This window comes from Nocardioides sp. AN3 (genome assembly GCF_054653495.1).
Genome location: NZ_BAAIGC010000028.1, coordinates 19,048 through 33,670, shown reverse-complemented (window position 1 = coordinate 33,670; position 14,623 = coordinate 19,048). Strand labels below are relative to the sequence as shown.

The 14,623-nt window shown below is 68.8% G+C and carries 13 protein-coding genes; 8 read left to right on the top strand and 5 right to left on the bottom strand.

Translation table 11 applies throughout. The features are described from left to right. Window positions 1–356: 356 nt before the first annotated feature. Window positions 357–518, top strand: a complete 162-nt coding sequence (locus ACYQ1K_RS22390; RefSeq protein WP_459985535.1) for a hypothetical protein — start codon at window positions 357–359, stop codon at window positions 516–518. 191 nt (window positions 519–709) lie between these two features. Continuing rightward, a complete protein-coding gene (locus ACYQ1K_RS22385) occupies window positions 710–2,002 on the top strand; it encodes a DUF2254 domain-containing protein (RefSeq protein ID WP_459985534.1) in 1,293 nt (430 codons plus the stop codon). 71 nt (window positions 2,003–2,073) lie between these two features. Here the strand turns inward: ACYQ1K_RS22385 and ACYQ1K_RS22380 are convergent, their stop codons facing one another. Beyond that, complete coding sequence (locus ACYQ1K_RS22380; protein ID WP_459985533.1) at window positions 2,074–2,991, bottom strand: NADP-dependent oxidoreductase; 918 nt, start codon at window positions 2,989–2,991, stop codon at window positions 2,074–2,076. Between the two features lie 169 nt (window positions 2,992–3,160). Between ACYQ1K_RS22380 and ACYQ1K_RS22375 the strand changes: the two genes are divergently transcribed. Then, window positions 3,161–3,790 (top strand): TetR/AcrR family transcriptional regulator, encoded by a 630-nt coding sequence (locus tag ACYQ1K_RS22375; protein WP_459985532.1) that lies wholly within the window; start codon window positions 3,161–3,163, stop codon window positions 3,788–3,790. 396 nt (window positions 3,791–4,186) lie between these two features. On the opposite strand, the gene ACYQ1K_RS22370 is transcribed toward ACYQ1K_RS22375, so the two are convergent. The 3 genes from ACYQ1K_RS22370 to ACYQ1K_RS22360 form a co-directional block, all read right to left on the bottom strand. Continuing rightward, window positions 4,187–6,397 carry an MMPL family transporter gene (locus ACYQ1K_RS22370; RefSeq protein ID WP_459985530.1) on the bottom strand — a complete coding sequence of 737 codons (2,211 nt, stop codon included), beginning with the start codon at window positions 6,395–6,397 and terminating at the stop codon, window positions 4,187–4,189. Between the two features lie 372 nt (window positions 6,398–6,769). Beyond that, complete coding sequence (locus ACYQ1K_RS22365) at window positions 6,770–7,060, bottom strand: putative antibiotic biosynthesis monooxygenase (RefSeq protein WP_459985529.1); 291 nt, start codon at window positions 7,058–7,060, stop codon at window positions 6,770–6,772. A 153-nt stretch (window positions 7,061–7,213) separates the two neighbouring features. After that, a complete protein-coding gene (locus tag ACYQ1K_RS22360) occupies window positions 7,214–8,182 on the bottom strand; it encodes an NAD(P)/FAD-dependent oxidoreductase (protein WP_459985528.1) in 969 nt (322 codons plus the stop codon). Between the two features lie 78 nt (window positions 8,183–8,260). Between ACYQ1K_RS22360 and ACYQ1K_RS22355 the strand changes: the two genes are divergently transcribed. Both ACYQ1K_RS22355 and ACYQ1K_RS22350 read left to right on the top strand, forming a co-directional pair. Next, window positions 8,261–8,890 (top strand): helix-turn-helix domain-containing protein, encoded by a 630-nt coding sequence (locus tag ACYQ1K_RS22355; protein ID WP_459985527.1) that lies wholly within the window; start codon window positions 8,261–8,263, stop codon window positions 8,888–8,890. 99 nt (window positions 8,891–8,989) lie between these two features. After that, window positions 8,990–11,833 (top strand): winged helix-turn-helix domain-containing protein, encoded by a 2,844-nt coding sequence (locus ACYQ1K_RS22350; RefSeq protein WP_459985526.1) that lies wholly within the window; start codon window positions 8,990–8,992, stop codon window positions 11,831–11,833. 31 nt (window positions 11,834–11,864) lie between these two features. On the opposite strand, the gene ACYQ1K_RS22345 is transcribed toward ACYQ1K_RS22350, so the two are convergent. Continuing rightward, the gene (locus ACYQ1K_RS22345) at window positions 11,865–12,488 is read right to left on the bottom strand and encodes a DUF4386 domain-containing protein (protein WP_459985524.1); all 624 of its coding nucleotides are present in this window, start codon (window positions 12,486–12,488) and stop codon (window positions 11,865–11,867) included. Between the two features lie 359 nt (window positions 12,489–12,847). Between ACYQ1K_RS22345 and ACYQ1K_RS22340 the strand changes: the two genes are divergently transcribed. The 3 genes from ACYQ1K_RS22340 (at window position 12,848) to ACYQ1K_RS22330 (ending at window position 14,441) form a co-directional block, all read left to right on the top strand. Next, window positions 12,848–13,159, top strand: a complete 312-nt coding sequence (locus tag ACYQ1K_RS22340) for a hypothetical protein (protein WP_459985523.1) — start codon at window positions 12,848–12,850, stop codon at window positions 13,157–13,159. Beyond that, window positions 13,156–13,884, top strand: a complete 729-nt coding sequence (locus ACYQ1K_RS22335) for a DUF2306 domain-containing protein (protein ID WP_459985522.1) — start codon at window positions 13,156–13,158, stop codon at window positions 13,882–13,884. The genes ACYQ1K_RS22340 and ACYQ1K_RS22335 overlap by 4 nt, the downstream gene beginning before the upstream one ends. 200 nt (window positions 13,885–14,084) lie before the next feature. Continuing rightward, a complete protein-coding gene (locus ACYQ1K_RS22330; RefSeq protein WP_459985521.1) occupies window positions 14,085–14,441 on the top strand; it encodes a hypothetical protein in 357 nt (118 codons plus the stop codon). Window positions 14,442–14,623 lie beyond the last annotated feature (182 nt).

Here is a 14,623-nt window from a genome sequence, read left to right as displayed (position 1 = left end):
GGCCAGTGCAGTGGCGATAGTCTCTGGCATCACCGCATCCGACTTGGTCTTGGTGGCGTTTGGTGCCACCGGCCTCCTGGACGCGGCGGGGTCAACGGCTCTGGTGGTCCACTTCCGTCACGCTTTGCGGCACGAGACGTTCTCCGAGCGCCACGAACGAGTGGCGTTCCTGGTCGTCAACTCAGGCCTGGTGGTCGTGGCCGTCGCGACCGCCGCAGAGAGCGTCCAGCGACTGACGACGCGGACTCACGGCGATGCCAGCATCCTCGGCATGCTCACGGCCGCGGCCTCGGCGGTCGTCCTGTCGATTCTGGCCCGCCGCAAGATGAGCCAGTCACGCGCTGTTCTCAGACGGCATGCTTTCGGCGACGGGCGCCGTGCTTGCGGTGGTGACCGTCATCGGGACAGCGCTCAGCGGTGCCGGCGTTTGGTGGGCCGATCCGGTCGCCGCGCTTGGTGTCGCCGTTGGGGCGCTGGGTGTCGCGTTCATCCTCGCCCGCGAGGAGGCCCGCGAATAGGACACGGCAACCGACCAGGGGAACGCATGCTCGTCGGCTGCCATCGGGGGACGTCGCTCAGGTCGACCACTTCGGCCCAGTCGCAGTGAACGTCGTCATGTGCGGCGTCTATCGTTCATGAGGCACGCGCCCTCTTCTCGGACCAACGCGAAACGTTGACGGCTCGGCGTGCCCCGGCCACTGTGGTCAGCGTGCGACGTGAGGCCGCTTGGGAATACCTGCGGGGCGCCCTGTGGGTGCTGCCCACGATCGCAGTCGTCCTGGCCCTTGGCGCCGGCTACCTGTTGTCCAGGATCGAGGTGTCCTCGGCGCGTTGGTATGTCTTCCAGGGCACCCCCGACGACGCGCGGACCCTACTCATCGCGATCTCCAGCACGCTGGCCACCGTGATCGCCTTGGTCCTGGGGCTGACCGTTGTCGCGCTGCAACTGGCCTCGACCCAGTTCTCACCCCGGCTACTGCGGAACTTCCTCCGGGACCGGCCCAACCAGATCGTGCTCAGCATCTTCGTCGCGACGTTCACCTACGCCACGGCCGGCCTGTTCACGGTCGGGGTCAGAGCGGGGCAACGAGTGGAGGACTATCCGCGGCTCGCGGTCAGCTTCGCCCTCGCCCTCCTGTTCCTCAGCCTGCTGATGCTGGTCTTCTTCGTGCATCATCTGGCCCACTCCATCCAGATCGACGAGGTGATGAGGTCGGTAGAGCGCCAGACCCTCCACGTGATCGAGCATGACCTGCCCACCCAGGGCGTGACGGGGGAGCCGCCGCCGTCGTGGCCGGCCTGGGCGCTGCCGGTGCCGGCCTACAGGTCCGGCTACGTGCAGACCACGCACCCAGAGGTGCTCCTGCCACTGCTCACCGACCAAGACATGGTGGCAGTGGTGTCCACGATGGTGGGCGAGTACGTCGTCGAGGGAGCACCACTGCTCTGGCTGTGGCATACCACCGACGCGAGGCCCGCGACGGACGTGGCACCCTTAAGCGCGGCGCTACCGACCGCGGTGCGGGTGGGCTTCGAGCGCACCATGGAGCAGGATGTGGCCTTCGGTATCCGCCAGCTCGCCGACATCGCCGTCAAAGCGCTCTCTCCCGCCATCAACGACCCCTACACGAGCATCCAGGCGCTGGAGCACTTGGGCGTCCTGCTGGCCACACTCGTGCGCCACCCGCTCGGCTGCCAACGACTGTACGACGTCAGCGGCGCGCTCCGGGTGGTGGTGCCAGGCAGGGACCTGTCCTACTACCTCGACCTGGCCACCGGCCAGATCCGGCGCTACGGCTGCGCCGAGCCCCGAGTCGACCGGGCGCTGCTGCGAGTCTTGGCTACCACCGGACGGTTCTGCGGCGGCCCAGATGACCGTCGGCTCCTCGCCCACCACGTCGAGCTCGTGGTCGCCGACGCCGAACGGGCCGTGGTGCAGCCCGCCGACCTGGAACCGGTCCGTTCCCACGGCGCTCTCGTCCTGAGCGAACTCGCCCACTGAACCTCGGACGCGATGCGCGCCCGAAGTTCACTTCGCCGAAATCCGCGCAGAACGCCAGGGTGCCCAGGTCCTTACGGGCGAACGCTGATGATCGTCTTTCCCTTGGGCCGTTCGTTGGAGTTGAAGGTGGCGATGGCGTCATCGAGAGATGTCGTCGTCCCGATGTTGGTCCGCAGTCTTCCGTCACGCACCCGCGTCACGATCTCGACCAGTTGGCTGCGGTCGGCTTCGACGACGAAGTCCACTGCTCGGCCGTCGGCTGGGCGGTTCCCGACGGGGCCGACGACGGAGACCAGTGTGCCTCCGGCCTTGACCAGGGCCGAGGAGCTCTCTTGGACCTCGCCGCCGATGACGTCGAAGACCAAGTCGACTTCGCCTACGTCTTGCAGCTCGTCGTTCTCGAGGTCGACGTAGTCGTGTGCGCCGAAGGCGAGCGCCTTGTCTCGGTCGGCGGCGCGCCCGGTGCCGATGACATGAGCGCCGGCTTCAGAGGCCAGCTGGGTCACCATCGCGCCAACTGCGCCGGCCGCACCATGCGCCAGGACGCGCTGGCCCTGTCGAAGGTCGCCATGCTGGAACAATCCCTGCCAGGCGGTCAGGCCCGAGATCGGTAGCGAAGCCGCGACCGCGAAGTCGACGTCATCGGGCAGCGGTGCAAGATTGCGCGCCTCGATCGCCACGTACTCCGACAAGGTGCCGTCACGATGCCAGTCCGCCAGGCCGAAGACCCGCTGTCCTACCGACAACCCCGTCGTGCCATAGCCGAGTTCGGTGACCACTCCAGCGAGCTCGTGTCCGGGGATCGATGGCGTCCGGTCGCGGTGGGCACGATCGGTCCAGGTCGAGGGCCACTCGAGCTCAGTCGCGACCCAACCCGACGCATGAATCCGAACGACGACGTCGTTGATCGCCGCCAACGGGTCAGGGCGCTCGGTCAGCGCCATACCGGCCAAACCCGCAGCCGGATCCGTCGCCACGATTGCCTTCATCTGGGACACCTTCTCTCTGTGCCAGACCTCGCCTGGCCATCCATGCCCGATTCAGGTTGCCGGATCGATAATTACGTTACAAGCACTGTATGTAACGTTGGGAATAACGGCAAGTGCGTGTAACGAAACTGGATACGATGGGGCTCCGACACTGCTTGCGAGGTGGTAGATGACCAGTGGGCGCACAACGACGAATCGTCCCGCAGCCTTGGATGCTTCGCGTGCCGGCGGGCGTCCGCGCAACCCGGCACTCGACGAAGCGATCATCCTGGCGACCCGCGCCCGCCTCGTCCAGGACGGCTATTCCCGCATGACCCTTGGCGACATAGCAGCCGACGCCGGCGTGAGTCGTCCCACGCTCTACCGGCGATGGGACAACAAGCTGGAGCTTGTCGCCGACGCGCTCGACTACGGCTTTCGAAAGCAGCGCGATCAGTATCGCATCGACATTGACGGGTTGAAGCCACGCGAAGCCCTCGTTGAGGCTGTCCGCCGTCTGGATCCGGCGTACTTCAACCCCGACGCGATGGTGCTGATGGGCAACTTCGCCGGCGAGGTGGTCAGGACACCAGAGCTGTTCGAGATGCTGCGCAAGCACGCAGTCGAACCGCGCGTCTGTCTCGTCGAGAGCGTCCTGTCGCAGCTGCAAGAACGTGGGGCGGTGTCCGCAGGCGTCGACAAGCACACCGTCGCCACCATGTGCTTCGGGAGCTACTTCGGCGCCTTCTACCGCGGCGACCCAAGAGAGACGATCCCCGAGAGCGTCGTCGCTGTCGTGTGGCCAGCGATTGCTGCCTGACGGGAGCGGGCGCGGTGTAACGCGGCGGAGTGACGCAACTTCTTCGAGCGGTCCGAGATGCCGTTGGCCGACCACCGGTGGTCGGCCGCCATTGCCGGCACCGTCCGAACGGTCCCAATCGCAGCCGTGCCAGTTCTGGTACGCGACGGAGATGTCTGGTGCGGCAGCATCGCCGTCACCGTGGACGACCGAGCGCCGTTCTCTTTCGTGTGTAGACAGGACCCCGAGTACGTGGCCGAGACTTTCGGCAACGGCTCTAGCGCCCTCAAGGGACGCCTTGGCGGGGGACGTTGCCGTTGTTCGACCCGGTCTTGGGTCGCAACCACGTCGGGTCGACGTGAACATGCTGCCGCCCTCCGGGTGGACTACCCGAAGGACGACAGCTGGCTCTCGTGCTCAATGACCGATGAGCTCGCTGGTCGCGGACGTGGGGTTGTCCGCGGGCGGCTTCGGCGAGTGGGCCGTGCTGGTGGGCTGCGCGTCGTCGTGGTTCTCGACGGTCAGGTGCGGCAGGACCCGGTCGAGCCATGCAGGCAGCCACCAGTTCGCGGTGCCGAGCAGCGCCATCGTTGCGGGCACCAGCATCATCCGCACGATGGTGGCGTCGATGAGGACGGCGAACGCGAGCCCGAGGCCCAGCATCTTCAGCGACGGAATCGGGCTGAAGATGAAGCTGGAGAACACCGCGACCATGATGAGGGCGGCGGAGGTCACCACCCGGCCTGTGCCGGCCAGGCCACGCGCGACGGACTCGGTGTTGTCACCGGTGCGGTCGTACTCCTCGCGGATGCGGGAGAGCAGGAAGACCTCGTAGTCCATCGAGAGCCCGAACAGGATCGGGAACATGATGATGACGATGACCGACGTGATGGTGGTCGGCCCGTCCAGGCCCAACAGCTCCGCGCCCCAGCCCTGCTGGAAGACGACGACGAGGAGCCCATAGGCGGCTCCGATGGACAGCAGGTTCATCACCGCCGCCTTCAGCGGGACGAGGATGGAGCGGAACACCATCATCAGCAGCAGGAAGGACACCGCGATGACGGCTCCGATGAAGAGCGGCAGCTTGGCCGACAGCTGGGCGTTGAGGTCGTCGGTGACGGCGGTGATGCCCGAGATGTAGACGTTGCCGGGGATGACGGCGCGGACCCGGTCGATGGTGGCTGAGGTGTCCAGGTCGGCTGGGCCGGTGGTCGGGGTGGCGGTGAACACGAGGGTGTCGCCGTCCTGGGAGGTCTGCGGTTCGCCGACCGAGGCGATACCCGGGACGGCCGCGATGTCGTCGGCCACCGCATCCACTCCAGCGGCGTCCGTGCCCGGGGCGCTGAGGTCGACGACGACCATCAAGGGTGCGTTGATGCCAACACCGAACCCTTCGGTGAGCAGGTCGTAGGCCTGGCGGTGGGTGGTCTCCTTCGGGGCGTCACCGGCGGCCGGGAACCCGGTCTGCATCCACAGTGCGGGGGCGGCGAAGGCCAGCAGAAGGGCGACGGAGCCGAGCAGGTAGGGCCACGGGCGGGCGGACACGCGGTGCCCGAACCTCCACCAGGCGGTCTCCTCGGCGGCCTTGACCGGGCGATGACGGCGCCCGATGCGACCGGTGTCGATGCGGTCACCGAGCAGGCTGAGCAGTGCCGGGAGCAGGGTGACGGCTGCGATGACCGAGGAGAGCACCATCATCGCGGTCGCGAGGCCGATGGAGGTCAGCACGCCGACACCGGTGATGACGAGCGCTGAGGTGGCGATGACGACGGTGCCGCCGGCGAACACGACCGCCGCACCGGAGGTCCCCATGGCGCCGGCGAGCGCTGTCTGGTTGTCGCGGCCGGCGGAGCGGTTCTCCCGGTAGCGGGCGACGACGAACAGGGCGTAGTCGACACCCACGCCGAGTCCGACCAGACCGGCGACGGGGATGGCGGAGACGGACACGTCCATGAAGCCGGCCATCAGGGTGATGCCCCCGATGGCGGCACCGACCGCGACGAGGGCGAGACCGATGGGCAGGACCGCGGCGACGAATGTGCCGAACACGACGAGCAGGACCAGGAGCGCGACGAGCAGGCCGACGCCGACGTGACCGGAGTCGCCGCCTCCCGCGTTCAGGAACACCGCGTCGCCACCGAGCTCGACCCGCAGGTCGGTGGCGTCCGGACCGGTGTTGATGCTGGTGACGCCCTGCGAGAGCGTCGCGAAGGCCGGCTTGCCCATCTCGCGCTCCGCGACGTCGAGGGTCATCAGCGAGTACCCGATGTGGCCGTCCTCGGAGATGGTTCCGGTCTGGAACGGATCGGTGACGGACGCGACGTGGTCGAGCCGGGCCACCCTCGCCAGGACGGCGGTGACGTCTGCCTGGTCCTCGTCGAGTGTGGTGCCGGGAGGTGCCTGGAACACAACGAGGGCGTTGCCCTTGGCAGCTTCGGGGAAGTTGCTGTTGACGAGGTCCATCGCCCGGGAGCTCTGGCTGCCGGGTGCGGAGAAGTCGTCGACGAACGTGCCGCCGCCGACGGCCGCGAAGAAGAAGACGGCGACTACCGCGAGCACCCAGCTCGCAATCGTGCGCCACGGGTGCCTCGCGCTGGCCATCGCCAAGGCGCGGGTGAGTCGGTTCATGGTCGTGCCTTTCGAGTGTGGTGGCCGGCGGTTGTGGCGCCCGTTCCGAGATGTCCGGGGCTGCGCGGCGGCTGCTGTGTCGGTGTCGGTAGTGCCTTGCTGGACCGTGAACCTAGGAACCGGTGTGGTGAGCGGTCGTCACCACACGTGGTGAGCAGGGTGGTGATCTCTTCCAGGCTCATGCCGAGTGCCGACTGCGGGCGGTTGGGGTGGGTGACGTGGGACGCCCCCGGCTCCAGAAGGGGGAGCCGGGGGCGCTGGTGCGGTCCTGGACCGCGAGGACGTCGGGCGGGGGCCGCATCGGGGAGAACGGCTTCCGGCCGACGAGTCAGGAAGCTCCGCGTTGCAGGCGGTCCGCGGCCGGGTGAGACATCAGGCGGCGCGGCGGGCGAGGATGCGACCGCGGGCCTGGTGCAGGCGCGGCATCAGCCCGTAGATGACGATGGGGACCGCGATGGTGGCCAGGACGAAGGTCCGCAGGACGGGGTTCGCGTCCTTGAGTGATGGGCCGATGGTCAGGTTCAGCACCGTGAGGGTCGGGAAGACCGCGATCCAGATCATCAGCGCGAGTTGGTGCTTCGAGGGTGGTCCGACCGGTCGGACCACGCCGATGGCCAAGCTGGTGCCGGCGCTGGGGCTCGGGGTGGGGGCGGGGTTGGACATGGTGATGCTCCTTCGGAGTCGGGGTTGGTACGCCGGGTCAGTGGGGTGCTGGTCCGGACCAATGGGGGCGGCGTGTCTGTGGGGTAGGTCCGAGCCCGACTCAGTCGATGGCCTCAGTCGGTTGGGCTCAGCCGAGGGGCTCAGTCGGCGGGCTCAGCCGACGGGAAGGCCGAGGCGGAAGTTGGTGACCGCGATGGGCAGGTCCTCGTCGACGAGGTCGTGGTTGATGGCGATAGCGGCCGCTGACCCTTCGCCGGCGGCGGTGATGACCTGGGCGCGCGGGTTCACTGCGTTACCGGCTGCCCAGACGCCCGCAACGCTCGTGCGTCCGGTGGCATCGACGGTGACCCAGCGGTTCTGACCGGTCTCGCAGCCGAGGCCGGTCAGCAGGGTGTCGTTCGGCACGAACTGCGGGCGGACGAACACCGCGCTCCGGGGCACGACCTGGCCGCCGTCGAGTTCGACACCTGTCAGCCGGTCGTCCTCGATGACGAGGCGGGCAACCGGCGTGTCGACGACTCCGATGGCGCGGGCGACGAGCTGCTCACGTTGTGCGGCGGTCAAGGATCCGCCGTTGGCGAAGAAGACGACGTCGTCGGACCACTGGCGGACGATGTGTGCGTGCGCCAGGGCGTCCTCGATGAAGGCAGGGTCGCCGCCGAGCACGCCGAGGGGCTGGTCGCGGACCTCGTAGCCGTGGCAGTACGGGCAGTGGAGCACGTCGCGTCCCCACCCTTCCCGCACGCCGGGGATGTCGGGGAGGTCGTCGCGCAGCCCGGTCGTGACCAGGATGCGGCGCGCCTTGAGCGTGGAGCCGTCCGCGAGCAAGACCTCGAAGCCACGGCTCTGGCGAGCACTGGTGCGCGGGCACGCGGTGATGGTCGCGACCGTTCCGGAGACCAGCCGGCCGCCGTAGCCGGTGACCTCGGCGCGGCCGGCTGCGAGCAGCTCGGTCGGCGCCAGCCCGTCGGAGCCTAGGAAGCCCTGCATATGGGCCGCTGGTGCGTTGCGCGGATGGCCCGCGTCGACCACGGCGACCCTGCGACGGGCGCGAGTGAGGACCAGGGCTGCTGAGAGGCCGGAGGCGCCCCCGCCGACTACCACCACGTCGTATTCGTTCATGCCACCAGAGTCGTCCGACACCACGTCTTCGACAACCGTTGTTGCTGATTCTGGGAACGAGGCGGTGCAATGGGGCGCATGGACGACTCTCGAAGCACCTCCGTATCTGCCAGCGCTCCCGTGGGCAGCACCGGCCCGATCGCGGCCGCGCTCGACCTGGTCGGCCCGCGTCTGCGGCGTGTTCGCGAGCAGCGCGGCGTCACTCTCACGGAGGTCGCGAGGCTGACCGGGATCTCCAAGAGCACCTTGTCGCGGCTCGAGAACGGGCAACGACGCCCGAGCCTGGAGCTGCTGCTGCCGCTGGCTCAGACCTACCGGGTGCCGATCGACGACCTGGTGGGCGCACCCGAGGTGGGTGACCCGCGCATCCGGTTGAAGCCGCGACGCGTCAACGGGCGCACCGTCCTGCCGCTGACCCACCCTGGTGGCATCCAGGCGTGGAAGATCGTCATCCCCAGGGGCCAGTCGGAGCCGAAGCCGCGCACGCACGACGGGTTCGAATGGCTCTACGTGCTGTCCGGGCAGATGCGGCTCGTCATGGGTGACCAGGACATCGTCCTAGGCGTCGGAGAGGCCGCCGAGTTCGACACCCAGGTCCCGCACTGGTTCGGCAGCACCGGCGACGGACCCGCCGAGGTCCTGAGCATCTTCGGCCGCCCCGGCGAACGGATGCACACCCATGCCAGTACCTCCGAGTCCGCGCACTGACGCACAGGGCGTCAGGGTGCTGGTCGACCCCGCGCCGACGACGGCGTTCTGCCCTACGCTCAGGGGGCCGTCGGTCCGACGCCCAGGAAGGGGAGCCGCATGGCCGACCCACTGGTGGAGACGAAGCTGCTCCAACCGAGTCCGCGACGCGACGTCGTCGCGCGGCCCCGCCTTGCCGATCTGCTCGAGCATGCGGACGGCTCACCGGTCACGCTGGTCTCTGCACCCGCGGGGTTCGGGAAGACATCGCTCCTCGCAGACTGGGTGAGCACCGGACGGGACAGCCCTGGGGGCGAGCATCCCGTCGCGTGGGTCTCGCTCGACGGCCGGGACCGTCAGCCGACTACGTTTTGGACCTACGTCCTCCTGGCCCTCGACCGAGCGGTCCCGGGCACCGGTGCTGCTGCGCTCACGCTGCTCCAGTCCGGGCAGGCGCCCGTCGAAGCCGTGCTCGCCGGGGTGGTGAACGAACTCAGCGTCCAAGCTGGCGACGTCACCCTGGTCCTCGACGACTACCACCTCGCTGACAGCGTCGATGTCGCGGCCGGGATGACGTTCCTCGTCGACCACCTGCCGCCCCAGCTGCGGCTGGTCATCAGCACCCGCGCCGACCCCGCACTGCCCCTGTCGCGGCTGCGGGCACGAGGAGAGCTGCTCGAGGTCCGCGCATCCGATCTCCGCTTTACCGGTGAGGAGGTCGCCTCCTACCTCAACGACCTCCACGGCTTCGCGCTCACCGTCACCGACATCGCCTCGCTGGAGACCCGCACCGAAGGCTGGGTCGCCGCGCTCCAGCTCGCCGCCATCTCGCTACGCGGTCGCGACGACCCTTCCGCGTTCATCGCCGGATTCGCCGGCGATGACCGGTTCGTCGTCGACTACCTCGCCGACGAGGTCCTCAGCCGCCAACCCGACGGCGTACGCCGCTTTCTGCTCGACACCTCCATCCTCGCTCGAGTGACCGGGCCGCTGTGCGACGCGGTCAGCCCGCCGTCGAGGAACGCCAGTGGCGCTCGTAGCGGTAAGGCGATGCTTGAGACGTTGGACCGTGCGAACCTCTTCCTCGTCCCGCTCGACGACCGGCGCACCTGGTACCGCTACCACCACCTGTTCGGCGACGTGCTCCAGTCCCATCTCCTCGAGGAACGCCCCGGGGACGTTCCTGAGCTGCACCGTCGAGCGGCTGACTGGTATGCGGCGGCCGGCCAGGTGGAGGCCGCGGTACGGCACGCGCTGGAGGGCGGTGACCTCGACCGGGCCGCGGACCTCATCGAGAGCTCGTTTCGAGCCCTTGGGCGCGAGCGACTCGAGGACCTGCTGAGCCGCTGGGCACGCCGGCTGCCCGATGAGGTCCTACGGGACCGCCCCGTCCTCGCGGTCGCGCTCATCGGCGGCCTGATGGCCAGCAACCAGTTCGACGGCGTCGACCGCCGCCTCGACCACGTCGAGGACCTCCTGGCCAAGCCTGCGGCAGACCTCGTGTTCGTCGACCCCAAGGAGTTCGACCGGGTCCCTGCCGCGGTCGAGATGTACCGCTCCGCGCTCGCCCTCCTCGGCGGCGACCCAGCCCGTGCCATCGCCCGCGCCAAACGCGCCATCGTCGCCGCCGTCGAGGGCGACGACCTCGCTGTCGGGGCAGCGGCGGCGCTGTCCGGGCTTGCGTCCTGGTCGACCGGGGACATCACGGCGGCCCATGCCAGCTATGCCCGGTCCATTCCGGCCCTGACGCGGGCCGGGCACATCGCCGACGTGCTGGGCTGCTCCATCGCGATAGCCGACATGGAGCTGCGCCTGGGTCGGCTCCGCGACGCCGAACAGACCTTCGCCCATGCGCTTGGGCTGGTCGAGGCGAACACCCCGCCCGGGGCAAGCGTCATGCGAGGCACCGCCGACATGCTCGTCGGCCTGAGCCGCACGGCGTGGTACCGCAACGACCTGGTTGCCTCAGCCGAGCATCTGCGTCGCTCCGACGAGCTGGGGGAGGCAGCCTCTCTCCCACAGAACCCGTACCGGTGGTGCGTCGGCATGGCCCGACTACGGGCGGCCGAGGGCGACCTGGCCGCCGCCCTCGAGCTGCTCGACGAGGCCGAGCGGGTCTACGTCGGCGACTACTCGCCGAACGTGCAGCCGGTCCACGCGTCCCGTGCTCGAGTTCTCGCCGCGAGTGGCGATCTTGTCGGTGCGCGTGCGTGGGCGCGCGATCACGGGGTCGCGGTCGACGACGAGCTGTCGTACTTCCGCGAGTACGAGCACATCACCCTCGCCAGGGTGCTGCTGGCAGAGCACGCCGCCCACGGGTCTCCAGGGCCTGCAGGGTCGACAAGGTCGACAGGGTCCTCAGGGTCGCTGGATGCCGCGTTGGCTCTCTTGGGCCGTCTGCTTGCCGCGGCCACCGACGGCGGCCGGATCGGGTCGGTCATCGAGCTCGAGGTCCTGCTGGCCACCGCGTACGAGGCGAACGGGGACCGAGGTGCGGCGCTCGAAGCGCTTCGCCACGCGGTCGACCTCGCCGAGACCGACGGCTGGGTCCGTGTGTTCGTCGACGCCGCGTCCGCCCTGACACCCCGGCTCCGCGAGCTCGCCACCACCCAGCCCCGGTCCGGATACGTCCACGAGCTGCTGGACGCCATGATGGCCAGCAACGCCGCGAACGGGGTGGCTCGCGGCGCCGGGTCCACGACTGCACCGTCGGCCCAGTCAGCACCGCGTCTCGAACCGCAGGTGGGGCTGGTGGACCCGCTGAGCGACCGGGAGCTCGACGTGCTGCGACTCCTCGGCTCAGACCTCGACGGGCCCGCCATCGCACGCCATCTCGTCGTGTCCCTGAACACGGTCCGCACCCACACCAAGCACATCTACACCAAGCTCGGCGTCAACAACCGGCGCGCCGCTATCAGCCGAGCCCACCGGCTCGGCCTCCTGACGGGCTCCGGGGTCCGCTGAACCTGATCTGCTTGGCCCGCGCGGCCCACGGTCAGCGTGTCGGTGCGAGCTTCGGGGCAGCAGCAGTTCGCGCGCGAAGGGGGGTCTGGAAGCCCTTCGCGAGCAACCAGATGGGCAGCACCAGCGCTTCGAAGAGAGCGCCGGGCACGAGAAGAGCCTGTCCCGCGCCGGAGTCCATGCTGAGGACACCGAGAAGGTCCAGCGGCACACCGACCGCAAGACAGGCGTAGCCCACGAGTCCGAGCAGCGCGATGGGCCGGGGCACGAGCCGCGACACGAAGAGCAGGTAGGTGAGGACCAGGCCACCGGCGGCCGTCGGGACGTAGACCCACAGCAGGTAGTTGGGAACGACCTCCAGCTGGATCAGGAGGTAGATGCCGCAGGCCGCCGAAACAGTGAACTCCACGACCCGCAGCACCGGATACCAGATCGCCAGGCGCGCATCGACGGACTTCAGGACCCGGTACATGAGCAGGCCGATACCGACGACCGCAAGGCCGGCGCACATCATGAACAGGACACCTGCTGTGAGTGCTGTCCGGCCGGCGTCGCTGTCGGTGTAGGCAGAGATGAGACTGGTGCCGGCGATGGCGGTCGCCATCTGGGTGAAGAACAAGATTCCTACAGCGGTCGCAGTGCTATTTCTCGAGCTCATGACGAGCTCCCCTCTGCCGACGGGCAACGCCTGCGGCACTCGCGGGATGACACCTGTGCAGCAATCGCTGGCAGGAGTGTTCACACGCAAGATGAGTGCCATGCGGCGTAGGCCGAGACCCTGGGCGACCACCACGTCGTGTGTGACCCACAGTCCTCGCACACGCCAGCGGCCACAAGGGGTGTTGCCGAAACCGGGAAGACGCGACCTCAGCACCTTGGATCAGCGCGGGCGGCAAGTTCACCACCGTGGTCACCACATGATGTGACGACCCCTCATCGCTTCTGCTCCTAGCTTGCAGGCATCAGCACGGCTCCAGCTCTCGCTGGAACCGTCAGGACCAGGAAGAGGAGCACTTGGTGAACACCCCGCCCGCCGGCCCGCATGAGCCCGGTCTGTACGAGATCCGCATCGAGGGGCGCCTCCACGAACGGTGGCTGGCGTGGTTCGACGGCATGACCCTCACCAGTGTCACCAACGCGAGCCCGGACATCCCCGGCAGCGCCGGTAGGGGCGTCACCACGGTCCTTCGCGGCCCCGTCGCGGACCAGGCCGCCCTGCACGGGATTCTCGCCAGACTTCGCGACCTCGGGATGCCGCTTATCTCTGTTGCCCGCGTCGAGCCCAGCCCCGCGGACCAGCTTGGGAGCACCACCGGGAGCGAACGATGAACCACCTCGCAACACCGGCCGCCGTCCGCAGCCCGACCTCGGGCCGTGAGCGGATCCCGCCCAGCTGGCCGATGCCCCTCGCACTCCTCGCGTTGAGCTTCATCCCGCTCACCGCCGGCACCTTGCGTGTGATCCAACTCCTCGGCGGTCCCGCGGTCATCCCTGCCGACGCCAGGTTCACCGGGTTCCCGGTCGCGCTCGTCGTCCACATAGTCGGCGCCGCGATTTTCGCGCTGGTTGGCATCCTCCAGTTCCTGCCACGATTCCGCCGCCAGCACCTGACCTGGCATCGGCGTGCGGGCCGCGTCATCGCCGTCGCCGGTCTCATGGTCGCCGGGTCCGCGCTCTGGCTAACACTGGTGTACTCACCACAGCCGGGCACCGGCGATGTCCTCTACGCGTTCCGGCTGGTGTTCGCCTCCGCCATGGCGGGCGCAATCGTTCTCGGGGTCTGCGCCGCCCGCGCCCGCCAGATCCCGGCCCACCGGGCATGGATGATTCGCGCCTACGCCATCGGCCTCGCCGCCGGCACCCAGGTGTTCACCGAACCCATCGGCGGCGCCCTCCTCGGCACCGGCGACGTCCGAGACGACCTCGCGAAAGGTGCTGGCTGGGTAATCAACCTCGCCGTCGCCGAATGGGCCATCCGCCGCCACACCCGACCGACCCACGAACGACGCCGCCCGAAGCAACCAGGAACTCATATCCTCGGAACCCCAACATGAGCGCCATCACCGGGAGACCCCGCCCTTCTCAGACCCTAGGTAACGCGCCGCTGATCGTGCGAGCGCAGGCGGCCGTGGGACGCAAGTCGACGCGCGCCCGACTGCCGGCGAAATGACGCAACTCCAGGGTCGAGCAGAATGCGGCAGACATGGTCGCCGTTCTCGACCGTGACGGTCGCCAACATGGGATGCTCAGCTGCGTGGAACAGCCCAGTCTCGTCGCGTCGGAGCCTGCGCCTGCGCGAGCGCGCGTCTCCCCGGTGCCGATTGCCTTGGCGTCCGTGGCGGCGGCGCTGGCCGTGCTGTGGATGCTGGTGTGGCTTCTTGGCGTCTCTGTCTTCCTGTGGTCACCCAACGACCTCATGCCGGAGGGTGTTCGGGCGGTCGACCCGACCGCCACGGAGATTGCACGTGCTACGGCTCAGCGCGTCGGCGTGCCGCTTCTTGCGGTGGCGGCCCTTGTCGTGACCTGGCGAGCGGCGCACCGGCGTCGGGTTGGCCGCTGCTGGGTCGCGGCCCTCGTGACGATCGGCCTCGCTCTCGTCGCGTTCGTCTGAGGGCGTTCGCCATCGGTAGCGGCGAGTATCGGCGCGACGCACGCGTCAATCTGAGCGGATCTCGGCTGATCCGATAAGTCGGCGGGGACTGGCGGCGGTGTGACGCGCGTCCAGGACAGCGTGAGATGCGGCTCCGGATTGCGCCTAGAGCCAGGAGAAGACCACGTCCCAGACGAACTCGG